The organism is Catenulispora sp. EB89 (assembly GCF_041261445.1).
Classification (GTDB): domain Bacteria; phylum Actinomycetota; class Actinomycetes; order Streptomycetales; family Catenulisporaceae; genus Catenulispora.
This window is the reverse complement of sequence record NZ_JBGCCU010000006.1, coordinates 115,572-129,721: the sequence shown is the minus strand read 5'-3', so window position 1 is coordinate 129,721 and position 14,150 is coordinate 115,572. Positions and strand designations below refer to the sequence as shown.

Annotated in this window: 11 protein-coding genes; 8 read left to right on the top strand and 3 right to left on the bottom strand. The window is 64.8% G+C overall.

From position 1 onward, the window contains the following. The first annotated feature begins 102 nt into the window (after positions 1 to 102). Both ABH920_RS15175 and ABH920_RS15170 read left to right on the top strand, forming a co-directional pair. Positions 103 to 879, top strand: a complete 777-nt coding sequence (locus tag ABH920_RS15175; protein WP_370349607.1) for a thioesterase II family protein — start codon at positions 103 to 105, stop codon at positions 877 to 879. After that, the gene (locus ABH920_RS15170; RefSeq protein ID WP_370349606.1) at positions 879 to 3,821 is read left to right on the top strand and encodes an amino acid adenylation domain-containing protein; all 2,943 of its coding nucleotides are present in this window, start codon (positions 879 to 881) and stop codon (positions 3,819 to 3,821) included. Before ABH920_RS15175 ends, ABH920_RS15170 begins: the two co-directional genes overlap by 1 nt. 49 nt (positions 3,822 to 3,870) lie before the next feature. On the opposite strand, the gene ABH920_RS15165 is transcribed toward ABH920_RS15170, so the two are convergent. From ABH920_RS15165 to ABH920_RS15155, 3 genes are read right to left on the bottom strand one after another with little or no spacing between them, the layout of a single operon-like run. Continuing rightward, the gene (locus tag ABH920_RS15165) at positions 3,871 to 4,092 is read right to left on the bottom strand and encodes an MbtH family protein (protein WP_370349605.1); all 222 of its coding nucleotides are present in this window, start codon (positions 4,090 to 4,092) and stop codon (positions 3,871 to 3,873) included. A gap of 38 nt (positions 4,093 to 4,130) precedes the next feature. Further along, complete coding sequence (locus tag ABH920_RS15160) at positions 4,131 to 4,409, bottom strand: phosphopantetheine-binding protein (protein ID WP_370349604.1); 279 nt, start codon at positions 4,407 to 4,409, stop codon at positions 4,131 to 4,133. A 26-nt stretch (positions 4,410 to 4,435) separates the two neighbouring features. Next, positions 4,436 to 5,284, bottom strand: a complete 849-nt coding sequence (locus ABH920_RS15155) for a 3-hydroxyacyl-CoA dehydrogenase family protein (RefSeq protein ID WP_370349883.1) — start codon at positions 5,282 to 5,284, stop codon at positions 4,436 to 4,438. A gap of 143 nt (positions 5,285 to 5,427) precedes the next feature. On the opposite strand from ABH920_RS15155, the gene ABH920_RS15150 reads away from it, so the two are divergent. Genes ABH920_RS15150 through ABH920_RS15125 form a run of 6 tightly spaced genes read left to right on the top strand, consistent with a single transcriptional unit; the run spans position 5,428 to position 13,897 of the window. Continuing rightward, complete coding sequence (locus ABH920_RS15150; protein WP_370349603.1) at positions 5,428 to 7,080, top strand: formyltransferase family protein; 1,653 nt, start codon at positions 5,428 to 5,430, stop codon at positions 7,078 to 7,080. Between the two features lie 13 nt (positions 7,081 to 7,093). Beyond that, positions 7,094 to 10,111 (top strand): AMP-binding protein, encoded by a 3,018-nt coding sequence (locus ABH920_RS15145; RefSeq protein WP_370349602.1) that lies wholly within the window; start codon positions 7,094 to 7,096, stop codon positions 10,109 to 10,111. An 18-nt stretch (positions 10,112 to 10,129) separates the two neighbouring features. Beyond that, positions 10,130 to 10,807, top strand: a complete 678-nt coding sequence (locus ABH920_RS15140; RefSeq protein ID WP_370349601.1) for a cyclase family protein — start codon at positions 10,130 to 10,132, stop codon at positions 10,805 to 10,807. Next, positions 10,804 to 12,219, top strand: coding sequence for an anthranilate synthase component I family protein (locus ABH920_RS15135; protein WP_370349600.1), 1,416 nt, complete (start codon positions 10,804 to 10,806; stop codon positions 12,217 to 12,219). The genes ABH920_RS15140 and ABH920_RS15135 overlap by 4 nt, the downstream gene beginning before the upstream one ends. Next, positions 12,216 to 12,821 carry an aminodeoxychorismate/anthranilate synthase component II gene (locus tag ABH920_RS15130; RefSeq protein ID WP_370349599.1) on the top strand — a complete coding sequence of 202 codons (606 nt, stop codon included), beginning with the start codon at positions 12,216 to 12,218 and terminating at the stop codon, positions 12,819 to 12,821. Before ABH920_RS15135 ends, ABH920_RS15130 begins: the two co-directional genes overlap by 4 nt. After that, positions 12,818 to 13,897, top strand: coding sequence for a phenazine biosynthesis protein (locus ABH920_RS15125; protein WP_370349598.1), 1,080 nt, complete (start codon positions 12,818 to 12,820; stop codon positions 13,895 to 13,897). Before ABH920_RS15130 ends, ABH920_RS15125 begins: the two co-directional genes overlap by 4 nt. Positions 13,898 to 14,150 lie beyond the last annotated feature (253 nt).

The window sequence follows — 14,150 nt, the reverse complement described above, 5'->3', positions numbered from 1 at the left end:
AACGCCTGACGGCATAGCGCTTCTGTGTAGTATCTTGGCGAGTAGATACTTCAAGCGTCTGGCGGAGTCTTCCCGGATGAGGAAGACGCCGGTTTGGGGAGGATGGGTATGCGCAACCGTCTAGTCATGAAGCCGCGTACGACCGCGAGGGCGAGACTGTTTTGCTTCCCTTCCGCGGGCATGGGCGCCTCGATGTATCGCGGCTGGCATGATGCGTTCCCCGAAGGCGTACAAGTCGCCGCGCTGCAGTGGCCGGGGCGTGAGAGTCGGTTCAGCGAGACGCCGCTGAGCTCGGTTGCCGAACTAGTCGACCACGCGGTGGAGATCATCCGTCCCTATCTGGATCTGCCGTACGCCCTGTTCGGGCACAGCATGGGTGCGATCGTTGCGTACGAGACGGCAAACCGGCTCCGTGCAGAAGGAATTCACCACCCCATCCACATCTTTGCGTGCTCACACAGCGCGCCCCAACTGTCCACCGGCGATCCGCGTTCGGCGAAGATGACAGACGAGGAACTGGTCGAGCATCTTCATGGGGCGGGCGGCGTGGGGGAGGAGTTCCTGGAAAGCCGTGAGTATCTCAACCTGATGCTCCCAGCTATCAGGGCAGACCTGCTCGCTGTAGACACCTACCTGTGGCGCGGCGACGAACCGCACACCGTCCCCATCACCGCGATCGCGGGTCAAGACGACATATGGGCCTCGCCAGAGGCGCTGCAGGCGTGGAAGGTGCACACGGCCAGTCGATTCAGCACCCGAATAATGGCCGGCGGACATCACGTGGTTCGCGACAACCGGACGATGGTGATCGCGGCCGTGGCGGACGACATCACGTTGTCGATGGCGCTTTCGTCCCCCGACGAACGTCCCGTCCGGTGATGAACGGCCCCGTCCCTGACCCGTCTGACCGGCCGTTCGTCTGCGAACCGTCGCCTCTCCAACGGCGGATCTGGGAGCAGGAGCGCGCTTTCCCCGGTTCGGTACAGCCTGTGGTCCGCGTTCTGCGTTTCCGCGGTCCGGTCGGTTCCGACGCCGTGTATACGGCCGTCAGGATGCTGGCGACTGAAAACGCCGCACTTCGTTCGGCGTTCGTCCTAGACGCGACTGGTGAACTTCTGGCTCTCGTCGGTGCGGCAGCTCCGGTCCCGGTACTAATCGGGGGAGGCTCCAGCGATGAGGTCGAGACTTTCGAGGAGTTCGTCAGCCGTCCGTTCTCGCTGTCGGGACCGCTGTTCCGCATCCGGTTCGACCGCGACCGGTCGGGATCTGGCAGGCTGGTCCTGGTCGGCAGCCCGGCCGTCGGCGACCATCGCTGGTTCGACGCCTTGGCCGCCCGTCTGGCCGAGACGATCGTGCGGCCGCGGAACTCGCGCGACCTGTTGGGTATCCTGCTTCAGGAACCCGCGGTATCTCGTACCGGGCTCATACCGGCCGAGGCGGAATTTCCCGCCGATCGTCCCCGGCCCGCCCTCGTCGGGCCGACCTGGTCCAGCCCGATCCGGGTCGGCAGGCAGAGCCTTGAAAGGCTCGCAACGACGGTTTCCGGCGGTGCGCCGGATACCGAGCTTTCCGTAGCCGTAGCCGTGCACACCGTCGCGGCCCGGTGGCTCGACCGGCGACGGATGGGGGTAGCCGTTTGCCGCGGAGCGCACTTCTCGGTGACGGAGTTGGACTATCGCCCCACTACTGAGTTCCGGTCTCAAGTGGACACACTGGCTGACGTGGTGCCGGGGGCAGTGCACCCGTTCCCACCGCTTGACGCGGCGTCGGTCGTGCTCCGGCCCGCGATTCAAGCCGCCGGCCCGGCGGCCTCGGTCCATGGGGAGTTGACTGCGCCGCCTTCACAACATGCTGCGGTGGAATTCACCTTTACGATCGCTGATGAGCCTCAAGCCATCCTGTCTGCGCGCCGTGATGTGGTTTCGGAGAAGGCGTTCCACGGCATGGCCGAAGCTCTGGTCATGGCGCTTGACACCTTCGCCGGCGACCCCCAGACGAACCTCGGGGCGGCGGAACTGGCATCCGCGTCGGACCTCGCTGGCAGTGCGACGTTCGCAAAGCCTCCCGTGCCCGCCGCGGAGTATGGAATGTTGCTGCATCAGCTGTTCGAGGCCCAAGCCGGCAGAACCCCAGACTCCCCCGCCGTGATCTTCGATGGCGCGGTACTGAGTTATCAAGAGCTGAATGCCCGCGCCGATCGTCTGGCGTGCGCGCTCGCGCATCAAGGCATCGGAAGCGGCTCCGTCGTGGCGTTGTGTTTCGAACGTTCCGCGGCCTTGCTCACGGCGACCCTCGCCGTGCTGAAGGTCGGCGCCGCATACCTGCCGTTGGTCTCCGAACTGCCGCCGGAGCGGCTCGCGCTCATCCTCGACGACTGTCGGCCCCGCGCGGTCATCGCCACACGGCAGATGGTCGAACGGGTACCCGGCCGGCATTGCGCACGGCTGCTGATTCTCGAGGACCTGCTGGAGGCCGCCGGCGCCGAACCACAGACCGATCTCGACGTGAGGTCCTCACCCGAGGATCTCGCCTACATCGTCTATACGAGCGGTTCGACCGGCCGTCCCAAAGGCGTGATGGTTCGGCACAAGAGCCTTGTCTCCAGGATCTTGTGCGATTCCTATGAACCGACTGTTCTGGGCGAAAAGTACCTGTTGACCACGGCGCCGTCATTCATGGATTCCAATTGGGAGACGTTCACACCGTTGTCGAGCGGCGGGACGATCGTCATTCCGACAGACGCTGAGTCGCGGGACGCGTGGCGGTTGATCGAGCTGGCGGGTGAACACGGCGTCAGGCGGCTGGTGATCGTGCCGTCGCTGTTGTCTGCGATCCTGGAACTCCCGGCGTCGGCGCTGAAAGCGCTCAGTGCCGTGCAATGGTGTCTGTGCAGTGGTGAACCGTTGCCCCAGGCTGTTCTCGATCGTGCGGCGCGCGCTCTTCCGACCATGCGGGTAGCGAACGTCTACGGACTGTCTGAGACCTGGGACGTGTGTTGGGCGGACGCCACCAAGACTCGTGAAGCCGAAGTGATAGGGCGGCCGATGCCCCACTCCGAACTCCACGTGCTGGATGCCGGTCTGCTTCCCAGCCCGGCGGGCGTCTCAGGCCAGCTGTACGCCGCCGGTGCCGGTCTGGCTCGGGGCTACCTGTGTCGCCCCGCGCAGACGGCGGAACGCTTCGTACCCAATCCCTACGGTCCGCCGGGATCGAGGATGTACAGGACCGGCGATCGGGTTCGATGGCGCGACGACGGCATGCTCGAGTTCATAGGCCGGATGGACCGGCAAGTGAAGATTCGTGGTTTCCGTGTCGAGTTGGAGGAAGTGGAAACGGTACTCAGCGCCCTTGTTGGATTCGAAACCGTGGTCGTGGCGGAGCAGGGGGATCGAGCACGGCTGACTGCGTTCGCCGCGGTGCCTGAAGAGTCCCGGTTGGACGCGAGGACGTGGCGGGCTCGACTGGCGTCGCATCTGCCGGATTACATGATGCCTGCGGAATTCATCTGGCTCGACGCCTTCCCACTGACGGCGAACGGCAAGGTCAACCGGCTGGAGTTGTCGTCTGCGAGGCCCCGTCGCAGCGTTGCCTATCGACCTGCGCGAACTGGCGTCGAGCAGCTTCTGGTGAGTTTTTGCGCACAAGAGGCAGGCCGTCCCGGGACCGGCCTCGACGATCCGCTGGACGGGATCGGCGTGGGGTCGGTGGTCCGGATGCAGCTCAAAATCCGCTCGCTGCTCGGGATAGAGGTCACGCTCGCAGATCTGCTTGAGGCAGGATCGCTCAGTGAGGTCTCGGATCTGGTGAGTCGGATGAGATGACTGTCCCCGAGTGGGCCGGCAACGGGCATCGCCCGTTGCCGGCCCATCGTCACGCCTGGCTGTCGGCGGCCGCTTCCATGAACTTCCGCAGGCTCAGCGGGCGCATGTCCGTCCAGACCTCTTCGATGTGGGCCAGGCAGTCCGCTTTGGGGCCGGTCGGCCCGCACTCGCGCCATCCCACGGGACATTCTCGCTCGGCCGGCCAGATGGAGTACTGCTCCTCGTGGTTGATGACCACCTTGTAGGTCCTACCGTCTTCGTCCTCGAACATGAGAGTCTCTTTCTGCTGGAAAGGGGTGTCGTGCTGAGTCAACTGGTCTGATCGCTGCGCGCGGCGGTCTTGTGACTGATGAAGTCCGCGACCGCGCTTATGGAGTTGAAATTGCCGACGTTCAACTCCTCCGGGCCGACTGCGATGTCATAGGTCCGCTCCACCCACATCACCAGCTGGACGGCGAAAAGCGAGTTGACCCTGCCGGTGGCGAAGATGTCGTCGTCGTCCGCGACCGGCTCCTCGCCGACGTGTCTGCCGACGAACGTCCGCACGGAGTCCAGTGGGGTTTCGCCTTCCGCCACGGTCGCATCCATCGTTTCCTCCCGCGTTTCCGATGTGGTCAGATCGTTTCGTAGTCGAAGAAGCCCGCGCCGGTCTTGCGTCCGTGCAGACCGGCGTCGACGAGACGACGCAGGTAGGGGCACGGCCGATATTTCGGGTCCTTGAAGTCTTCATAGAGGACTTCAAGGGAAAAGAGCACGGTGTCCAGGCCGATCAGGTCCGCCGTCGCCAGCGGGCCCATCTTGTGGTTGAAGCATTCCCGGAACAGGCGATCGACGTCGGAAGGCGTGGCGACCCCGTCCTGGATCAGGAAGGCGGCCTCGTTGACCGTGAGCATCATGACCCTGTTGGTAACGAACCCGGGCATGTCGTTGACGACCACCGACCGTCTTCCCGTCCGGGCGAACAGCGAGCTGGTCAACGTGACGGATTCGGCGGAGGTCAGGTGGCCGCGGATCACCTCCACGGTGGGCATCATCGGTGCCGGGTTCATGATGTGCGTGCCGACCACCCGGTCGGCACGGCCCGTGAGACCGGCCACCCTCGTGATCGGGATCGCCGACGTATTCACCCCGAGCACGCATTCTTCCCCGCAGATCGCGTCGAGTAGCGGGTAGACCTGGGCCTTGACGGTCCAGTTCTCGGTCACGTTCTCGACGACGTATCCGACCTGTGACAGAGCCTGGTAGTCAGAGGTGAACTCGATCCGGGCCGCCACCGCCGCGTGGTCCGGTCGGAAGCCCCGGGTCAGCGGCGCCAGCCGGAGGTTCCGGTCGATCTCGGCGCGGGCTGCGCGCAAGGCCTGTTCTGATACATCGACGCAGACCACGTCGATGCCGGCTTCGGCGAACATCTGGGAGACGCCGCGGCCCATCGTGCCGGCGCCGACGACGCCGACTGACCGGATCCTCGCCGCGGCCAGATCCGTCTGCTCCCGACCGTCGTCCGGTCCATGGTGATGACTCTCCAACATTGGACCAACTGTAGACTGTCTCGACTGTCGCCAAAAGAGGCTTCTATAAATACTCTAGTTCCCGTAGACTCTTCAGTGTGAGCGAACCGGAATCGTTCGACTGCTGGCTAATCGGGGGCGGCATCTTGGTCGCTGAGTGTGGGCAGACGCTACTGCGGCGAGGCCACCGCATCGGAGCGGTGATCACCGACGACCAGGAGATCCGAGAGTGGGCACGGGAGCACCGGATCCCTTGGCGGGAGAATCTTGACGCTGCAGCCGCCGCCTCGGGCGGACGCCCGGATTTCCTGTTCAGCATCGCCAATGGAGTGATTCTGACTCCCGGCCAGATCCAGGTGCCGCGGGTGTCCGCGATCAACTTCCACAGCTCTCCCCTGCCACGGTATGCCGGCGTCAACCAGACCTGCTGGGCGATCTACCACGGTGAGGCGGACTACGCGGTCTCGTGGCATGTCATCGATCCGGACATCGACACCGGCGACATCCTCCTCCAACAGTGGTTCGGTCTCGACCGCGACGAGACGGCGTTGAGCCTCAACCTCAAATGTCACAGCGCCGGTGTCGTCAGTTTCGCTCGCCTGGTGACCGGTTTGGAATCCGGCGACATCACACCTCGAAAGCAGGATCTGTCCCAGCGGAGCTACTTCGCACGCAAGGACACGCTGCCACATGGCGGAATCGTTTCGTGGGACTCTGAGGCCGCCCAGATCGAGCGCGCGTGCCGCGCGGCCGACCACGGCCCGTTCGTGAATCGGCTGGGCGTACCGAAGATCGTTGTCGGCGAGCATGTTTTCGTCTTGCGCCGAGCCGCCGTCGTGGATCGACCGAAAGGCGCGATAGGCACTGTCGAAGTCGACGGGAACGGGTCGGTGGTGGTCGCCGCCACCGACCGCGGCGTGCGGATCGACGAGTTGACCACGTTGGATGGCACCGCGGTGCCACCGCGATCGGCCATCGTCGCATCCTTGGAGCGGGCCGGAATCGCCGCCAGCCCGCTCTCCTACCTGCCCGCGCAGATCCTGGAGCAAGCGGCCGACGTGGCCAGACGGAGTGCCCGGCACGAAGATGAATGGGTCGACGTGCTGGACGGCCTCCAGCCCGTTGCGCTGCCTGGGATCCCGGACCTTACGGCTGCGGACGTACAGGAGCGGCAGCCGATTTCCGTGGACCGGCGTACGAAGCGGGTTCTGTCGGACACCTGGGCGGCTTCTGCCGAGATCGATGTCGCTCTCAGCGGCTGGCTGGCGGCGATCACCCCGCGGGGGCAAGAGGGCGCCAGCGTCCTCTGGAGCACACCCACGCTGCGCTCTGTGACAGATGGCGTGGGGATGCTGTTCGCTGACGCCGTTCCGATCAGTGTGGCGGTGCCACGTGACGCGACGTTCGCCGAGTTCGTGGCCCTTACGGCGGATCAGCGCGCGGCCGCCGAGCGGAGGGGGACGTTTCTGCGCGACCTTGAAGCCCGAATACCTCGTGCGTCGCCGCGGCCCCCGCTTCAGATCGCGTTCAGCGAGGAGGCAGACCGCCAGGACGCTCCGTCGGCGGATTCCTTGGTGACCGTCTTTCTGGGGCCGCGGGCATCCTGGGCGGTCTGTGCCAATACAGCCCCGGATCTGGCTTCCGAGGTGTGGTGGGCCGCATCCGTCGTTGCCAGGCGGGTCCAGACCATCATTTGCGCGGCCGCCGAATCGCCGACACTGACGCTCGCGCAGCTGTGCGACATGGCCTGAGTCTGGGGGAAGGATGGATGACGGCACTGTGAGCCTGTGGGCTGCTGCGATGGCGACAGCGGAACTGTACCCGGAACGGTTGGCGGTTCTGGCTCCAGATGGCGAGGCCACCTACGGTGAACTGCTCGGATGCGCGTATGCGCTCGCAGCGCGTTTCGTGGCGGAAGGAGTCGGCCCGCGTGACCGGGTCGGCGTCGCGGTGGCGCCGGGTCGCACCGCCATCGCTGCCGCGATGGCTGCGATGATGTGCGGGGCGGCGTTCGTCCCGGTCGATCCCGCGCATCCCGACGCTTTCATTCAGAGTCTGTTACAAGCTTCCTCCGCGTCGATCGCAGTGTCTGCTCCCGGCAGGGCATCGCTCGGCCTGCCGACCATCACCGCCGACGAGGTCGAACCCTTGTTCGGGGCGGGTGTCCGCGACGTGTTTCCGGCTCTGAACAGGGACGTCGCTTACGTTATACACACATCGGGCTCCACGGGCGTTCCTAAAGGGATCGCGGTCTCTCATCGGAGCGCACTCAATGTGATCGCGGAAATAGATCGAATCGCCCCGAGTCCGAAATACGCGAACGGAAGTTGGTGGGCGAGTCCCAGTTTCGACGTCTCGATTTGGGAAGCGTGGGCTCCGCTTCAGCGTGGAGGAGCCGTCGTCGTGGTACCGGACCACGCCAGGCTCGACGCGGAAGAACTCGTGGGCTTCCTGGACGCACAGGGCGCCGCGAGCATGCTCATCATGCCTGGGCTGTTGCCCTCGGTCCGGGATGCCCTGGTGAATACGGACCTTGGTAAAGGTTTTCGGTGCTTGCTGACTGGTGGGGAACCTGTCCGGCTCGGCGTTTGCCAGGACATCTTGGCGGCGCGGCCCGAGCTGGTCGTCCTCAACGGCTACGGCCCCGCAGAGACGACCATAGCCAGCTCTCTTTACCGGGTGCCCGCCGTTGGCGGCGACCGTAACGGCCGCACGCCCATCGGCCTGGCCGTCGCCGGCAACCGTATCCATCTGGTGGATTCCTCCGGAGCCCCGACGACCAACGAGGTGGGCGAGCTTTTGGTCGCGGGGATCAATGTCGCCCGCGGCTATCTGAACGGCCAAGCGGGTGGGTTCACCACCGAGCCCGGAGGCACCGGCGAGCCCGCGTACCGTACTGGAGATCTGGTGCGCCGACTGCCGGACGGGAATCTGTTGTTCGAAAGCCGTGTCGACAACCAGCTCAAAGTGCGCGGCCACCGTGTGGAACCGGGCGAGGTCGAGGCGGCGCTGCACCGGGTGGGCCGGTTTCATGAGGTGGTCGTCGCGAGCCGCAACGGCAATCGAGACCTAGTCGCCTATGTGGTGCCGCGACCAGGGACGGATGTCGACCCCGACGACACCATTCTGAACGTCCGCAAGCTGTTGCCCGCGTACGCCGTGCCCTCGATGATCGTCCGGATCGGCGCGGTGCCTCAGACCCGGAACGGGAAGACCGACTACGCGGCCCTGGCGGCGTTGGCGGTGGATAAGGGTGACAGAGAACCGAACCCGGTAGCGGATCCGCTGCTTCAAGCGGTCCTCGACTGCTTCTTCGAGTACGCCCAGGGTACGGGCGGTTCCCCCGATAGCGGGTTCATCGAAGTCGGCGGGACCTCATTGGGCGCGATACAGGCAGCGGCAGATCTCCGCAGACGGCTCGGTAAGAGAGTCAGTGCGGCGGACATCCTGCGCGCACCGTCAGCGCATGCTCTGGCCCGGCTGCTGGCTGACGCGACGGAAGCGACTAGTGCAGGCCCGTTAACGGGCACGATGCGCGGTCCTCTTACCCCGGCGCAGCTTGCGATGTGGCTCCACGAACAAGTGACTCAAGATGACCTCCGCTATGTCGAGGTGGTCGCGTTCGATTTTCCGACAGGGCTCGACACCCTCCGGCTGGTTGGCGCGATACGTACGGCCGCTGCGAGACATCTGGCGTTCGGGGCACGGATCGTCGAGGAGAGCAGCGGCCCGCATTGGTCGTTGGGTGAGCGCATGGTTGCTGTCGGGTGCCCAGAACGGGCAGTGATCGCGGGATCGGCGGAGCACGCCGTTCGGATCGCCGAGGCGTTCGGCGCGTTCGACCTGTCGACGGGGCCGCTGATGCGTGCGGAGGTCATTCGGTGCGGTCCCGATTCCGGCACGGTGGTGTTCTCCTGGCACCACCTTGTCATTGACGGTTGGTCGCTTCGGAGGTTCCTTGCGGAGGTCGGCCGGTGCTACCGCGATGACACGTACGAGCCGGCCAGCGAACCGAGAACGGTATGCGATCTCGCGGCGTTGTCCGCAGCCGCCCAAGCGGATCCGGGCTTCGCTGCCCGAGTCAGCGCTCGGGCCGACCGGATTCGCGGCTCGGGTCCGATCCGATTCGCCTGGCCCGGATCTGTTTCCGCCGAGGTGGAGCCAGACCGGGGACTGTGCATTCTCTTCCATCTCACCGGCTTGGAAAACGAGGCACTTCTCGCACGCGCGCGCCAATTCGACGTCACGATCCACACGATCTACCTCAGCGCGTTCCAAGATTCGGTACAGCGGGTCACGGGTCTGCGCGACTTCAACGTCGCCATCGCCGTGTCCGAGCGTGATGTGTGGGGTGCGGGGGATGTCGCAGGCTGTCTGGTCAACACCGTTCTGGTGCCGGCCGCTGATCCCGACCTCTCCACGGCGAATTACGTCCGCAGTGTCGGGACGGCGGTCAAGACTGCCTTGGCGGACGTCGACATCCCGTTTTCGGCTGTCATGCGAGAGCTGCTCAGGGGAATCAAGCCCCGGCCGTCAAATGTTCCTCAGCTCTACTTCACCATGGATCAGGCCGCGACTCTAGATCTCGGCTCCATCGAAGGCCGTCCGCGGTATATCACGCAGCGCAGCCCGAAGTTCGAAATGACATTCAGGCTCGACGTCGGCGCGACAGACGTCCACGGGGAGCTCGCATTCCAGCCGACCGCGGTACCGCCGGGGGTGGCCCAGGCCGTGGTTGACGAGTTCGTGGCGGCTGTCGCCCGGCTCTGCTTATCTCACTAGACAAAGGGTGCAAACGACATGACACGTATCGTCGATCTCACACACGGATTCTACGACGGGATGCCTGCATATCCCGCAGACTGGTTCCCTGCTTTTGCGACGGAGTCCACTATGACCCCGACGTCCGATCCGAATGGGACGCAGCGCACCTTCAGCGTTCTTCATCTCTTTCCGCACAACGCGACCCACATGGAGTATCGCCTGCATTTCTTTCCGGGAGCTGAGGGAATCGACGCGGTTCCACTGGAGACTCTCGTCGGGCGGGCGTGCGTCGCAGACCTCTCATACAAGAAGGATCTGGAACCGGTCACCGGCGAGGACCTCGATGCCGTACTCGCCGACATTTGGCATCCCGGAGATCGGCTCCTGATCCGCACTGACTACGTTCGCAGGGCCTGGGGGCGCAGTGACTACTGGGATGTGCCACCGTATCTGACGCCGTCCGCTGCGAAGTGGGCGGTCGATAACCAAGCGGTGCTTGTCGGTTTCGACTGCCTCACCGAGCTTCCGGGTGACCGGCAGTCACCCGTGCACCACATGCTGCTCTCTGCGGGCATTCCACTTCTCGAATACCTCACGAACATGCATGAGTTGAGTCGCGACGTCGTCGAGCTGATCGCGCTGCCGATCAAGGTCGCGGGTGTCGAGGCGGCGCCGGCCCGGGTGGTGGCCATCGAGACCGACGAGGCCCGGTGAGCACGCTCGCCGATATCGGAGACCGGCTCGCGTCTGTCGAGGCGGTGGTAGCCGTCTCCGGCGAGCCTGTATGGCGCCATGAGATCGTGCTGCCCGGTGCCTTGGACCCGGTGTCGGTCGCGGCGGCGCTGCGCGGCGGACGAAGAACTATGCTGCTCAGGGCCGAACGGGACCCGGTAGCGCGTGTCGTACTGGCCGTGGGCGAGCTGGCTGTCGTCAGTACCGGTGTGCGCGCCGATTCCGCGGGCGGGATCGCCACACCGACAATCCTGCAGCAAGCTATCGCCTTCCTGGACGACCTCCAGCTGCGGGACGCTGTGCTTCCTGAAGAGCGCCGCTGGTTCGGCGTACTCGGGTTCGACGCGATCCGCGACTTCGAACGGCTCGGACCGGAGAAGGATCAGGATCTGCCCGTCTACGACTTCTTCCTTCCTGAAGCCATCGTCAGCTTCGAACCGGAGAGTGTGCGGGTGGTGGGGCGTGGTACCACCCCACCGACTGCCGCGCGAGTGTGCGATCACGTCGTCGAGGCGATTGTCGGATCCAGGCCGGCTGTCTTCGCCGAGCCCAGTACTTCTCCCGGTGTGTTCACCTTCGGGGCTGCTGATTACGCCGACGCGGTCACTGCCGCAAAGCAGCACATCGTCGACGGGGACGTCTTCCAAGTGGTCTTGTCCGTCGGGGTCACCGCGGAATCGGACGCGGACGGTCTGGCCGTGTATCGGGAGCTGAGCCGATTCAACCCGTCGCCGTATCAGTTCTGGTACAGCGCCGGAGCATTCGAGGTGGCGGGCTGCTCACCCGAGCCATGCGTGGAACTCGCCGACGGTCTTGCACTGGTCCGGCCCCTTGCTGGCACCCGGCCTCGTGGGGCGCGGCGACAAGACGATCTGCGCGCTGAACGGGATCTTCTCGGTTCGCACAAGGAACTCGCCGAGCATCGGATGTTGGTCGATCTGGCCCGCAATGATCTGGGCCGCGTATGTGACCCGGGCACGGTGACCGTGCCTCGGCTGCTCGGGGTGGAGCGGTTCTCCCACGTCATGCATCTGACCTCGGAGGTCACCGGTCGGCTGGCCGCCGACCGCACAGTCGCGGACCTGATCCAGGCGACGTTTCCGGCGGGGACGATGACAGGGGCCCCGAAACTGCGTGCCATCGAGGTCATCGACGAGCTCGAACCACGAGGACGTGGCCTCTACTCCGGAGCAGTCGGCAGCTTTGGCCCGGAGGGCGTCGATCTCGTTCTCGTGATACGGAGCGTTGTGTTGACCGGCGGGCGTATAAGGATCCAGGCGGGCGGGGGCATCGTCTACGACTCCGACGCGAAGCATGAGCGAGACGAGTGTTTCGCCAAGCTGGCCGCACCGGCCCGTGCGGTCCGGCTCGACCTTGGAGGCAAACTTCGGTGATATGCGTCATCGACAACTATGACTCGTTCGTCTACAACCTGGTCCAGTACGTCCGAGCTCTTGGCGTCGAGTGCCTTGTCTTCCGGAACGACGCCGTAACAACTCGGGAGTTGGAGCGTCTGAAGCCGGCTCTGCTGCTGATTTCGCCGGGGCCTGGAAACCCGGATACCGCAGGGGCGTCGCTCAACGCGGTCCATGACCTGTCCGGCCTGATCCCGATATTTGGGGTCTGTCTAGGCCACCAGACCATAGGCCAGGCCTTCGGCGCCAAGGTACGTCACGCCGCAGTGCCCATGCACGGGAAGTGCTCTGTCATCGAACACGACGGACGCGGAGTCTTCGAAGGACTGCCGTCGAGGCTCACCGTCACGCGCTACCACTCGCTTGTCGTCGATCCCGACACGTTACCTGACGCGTTGGAGGTGACGGCCTGGTCTCCCGAGGGAGAGGTCATGGGATTGCGCCATCGAGAGATGCCGGTGGAGAGCGTGCAGTTCCATCCCGAATCGCATTTCACCGACCACGGCCAACAGATGATGAAGAACGTGCTAAGCGTAGCGGGTTGTTTCTCACCACTTTCGGAGGAGTTGGTCGAGCTGTGAGCAGCGATGGCATGGACGCGTCCGTCGCCGCGGGTGGCGATCCCACAGCCCACCTTCGCGATATCTTGCAGTGGCATTTCGGTGCCGATACGGGGTCGCCGTTCTGGCTCCGTGCGGCGACCCGATGGGACTTCGACCCGCTGACGGATATCCGCGAGCCCGACGATCTGCGCCGCTTTCCCGACTTGAGTGACGAGCTCAGGAACATCGCGGTGGACGATCTGATCCCGGCAGGAATCGTCGGCGAACCCTTCTCGGTCTATGAGTCCGGTGGTACGTCGGGCGCGCCCAAACGCATCGTCGAGCACAGCTCCCGCTTCGACGCGCTCGGCTGGGTGGATTCCGTGCTCACGGACCACGGTGTCCCCGTGGGCGGACATTGGTTGCACATCGGCCCCACGGGGCCTCACATCGTCGGCAGATCGATGCGGCGTCTGGCCGAAGTCCGCGGCGGGACATGCTTCACCGTGGATTTCGATCCCCGGTGGGTCAAGCGGCTGATCGCCGACGGGCGCAGAGCTCTGGCTGACGAGTACGTCCAACATGTCCTTGACCAGGCCGACCTCATCGTGACCAGCCAGCGCATCGGTGTGATCTTCGCGACTCCTCCGATGTTGGAGGCGCTGTGCGCCAGGGCTTCGCTGTACGACCGCCTCGCATCGGGCCTCGGCGGCGTCATTTGGAGTGGCACGAGTATCAGCCCCATGACACGTCAGCTGCTGGAGGAGGAATACTTTCCAGATATTCCAGTGGTCGGCCTGTATGGGAACAGCATGATGGGTATCGCGCCCCAGGTTCCGAGGACTGAGCGAGACCGGTTTCCTTGCGTGTTCCGCACGCCGCAGCCCCAAGCATTGGTCGAGGTGGTGAATCCCGACACTGGAGAGCGCTCGGCGGTCGGTGAAAGGGGCAGAGTTCTGGTCCACTTGTTGACGAGGGATATGTTCTTGCCCAACGTGCTTGAACGGGACTCCGCAATCAGGGTCGGCACGCCTGATGGCGGGTTCGGGGACGATGTGGCCGACGTCCAGCCGCTTTTGACGGACGGGCAACAAGTCGTCGAAGGCGTGTACTGAGATGGTCGCGTATGAATTTCAGCCGATCGTCTGCGGCGACACGTGGCGATCCGCCGATCGCGTGGAACTGACCGGGGTCGACGGGTCCGTTCTGGCTCTGGTCGGCATCGCTCCGCCCCTTTTGGTCAATGTCGCCCTACGGAGGGCCGCGGAGGAGGCGGGAACGCCTCCGGAATCGGCGCTATTCGGCCGAGCTGCCGAGTTGTACGCCGTTGGGACGGTGGCCGGTCTGTCGCCCCGTGACTACTGTCAG

What these genes read in the sequence shown, in the direction of transcription:
- ABH920_RS15160 (WP_370349604.1), bottom strand. Translation starts at nt 4,409, where the DNA reads ATGGATGCGACCGTGGCGGAAGGCGAAACCCCACTGGACTCCGTGCGG.
- ABH920_RS15140 (WP_370349601.1), top strand. Translation starts at nt 10,130, where the DNA reads ATGACACGTATCGTCGATCTCACACACGGATTCTACGACGGGATGCCT.
- ABH920_RS15170 (WP_370349606.1), top strand. Translation starts at nt 879, where the DNA reads ATGAACGGCCCCGTCCCTGACCCGTCTGACCGGCCGTTCGTCTGCGAA.
- ABH920_RS15165 (WP_370349605.1), bottom strand. Translation starts at nt 4,092, where the DNA reads ATGTTCGAGGACGAAGACGGTAGGACCTACAAGGTGGTCATCAACCAC.
- ABH920_RS15175 (WP_370349607.1), top strand. Translation starts at nt 103, where the DNA reads ATGGGTATGCGCAACCGTCTAGTCATGAAGCCGCGTACGACCGCGAGG.
- ABH920_RS15145 (WP_370349602.1), top strand. Translation starts at nt 7,094, where the DNA reads ATGGATGACGGCACTGTGAGCCTGTGGGCTGCTGCGATGGCGACAGCG.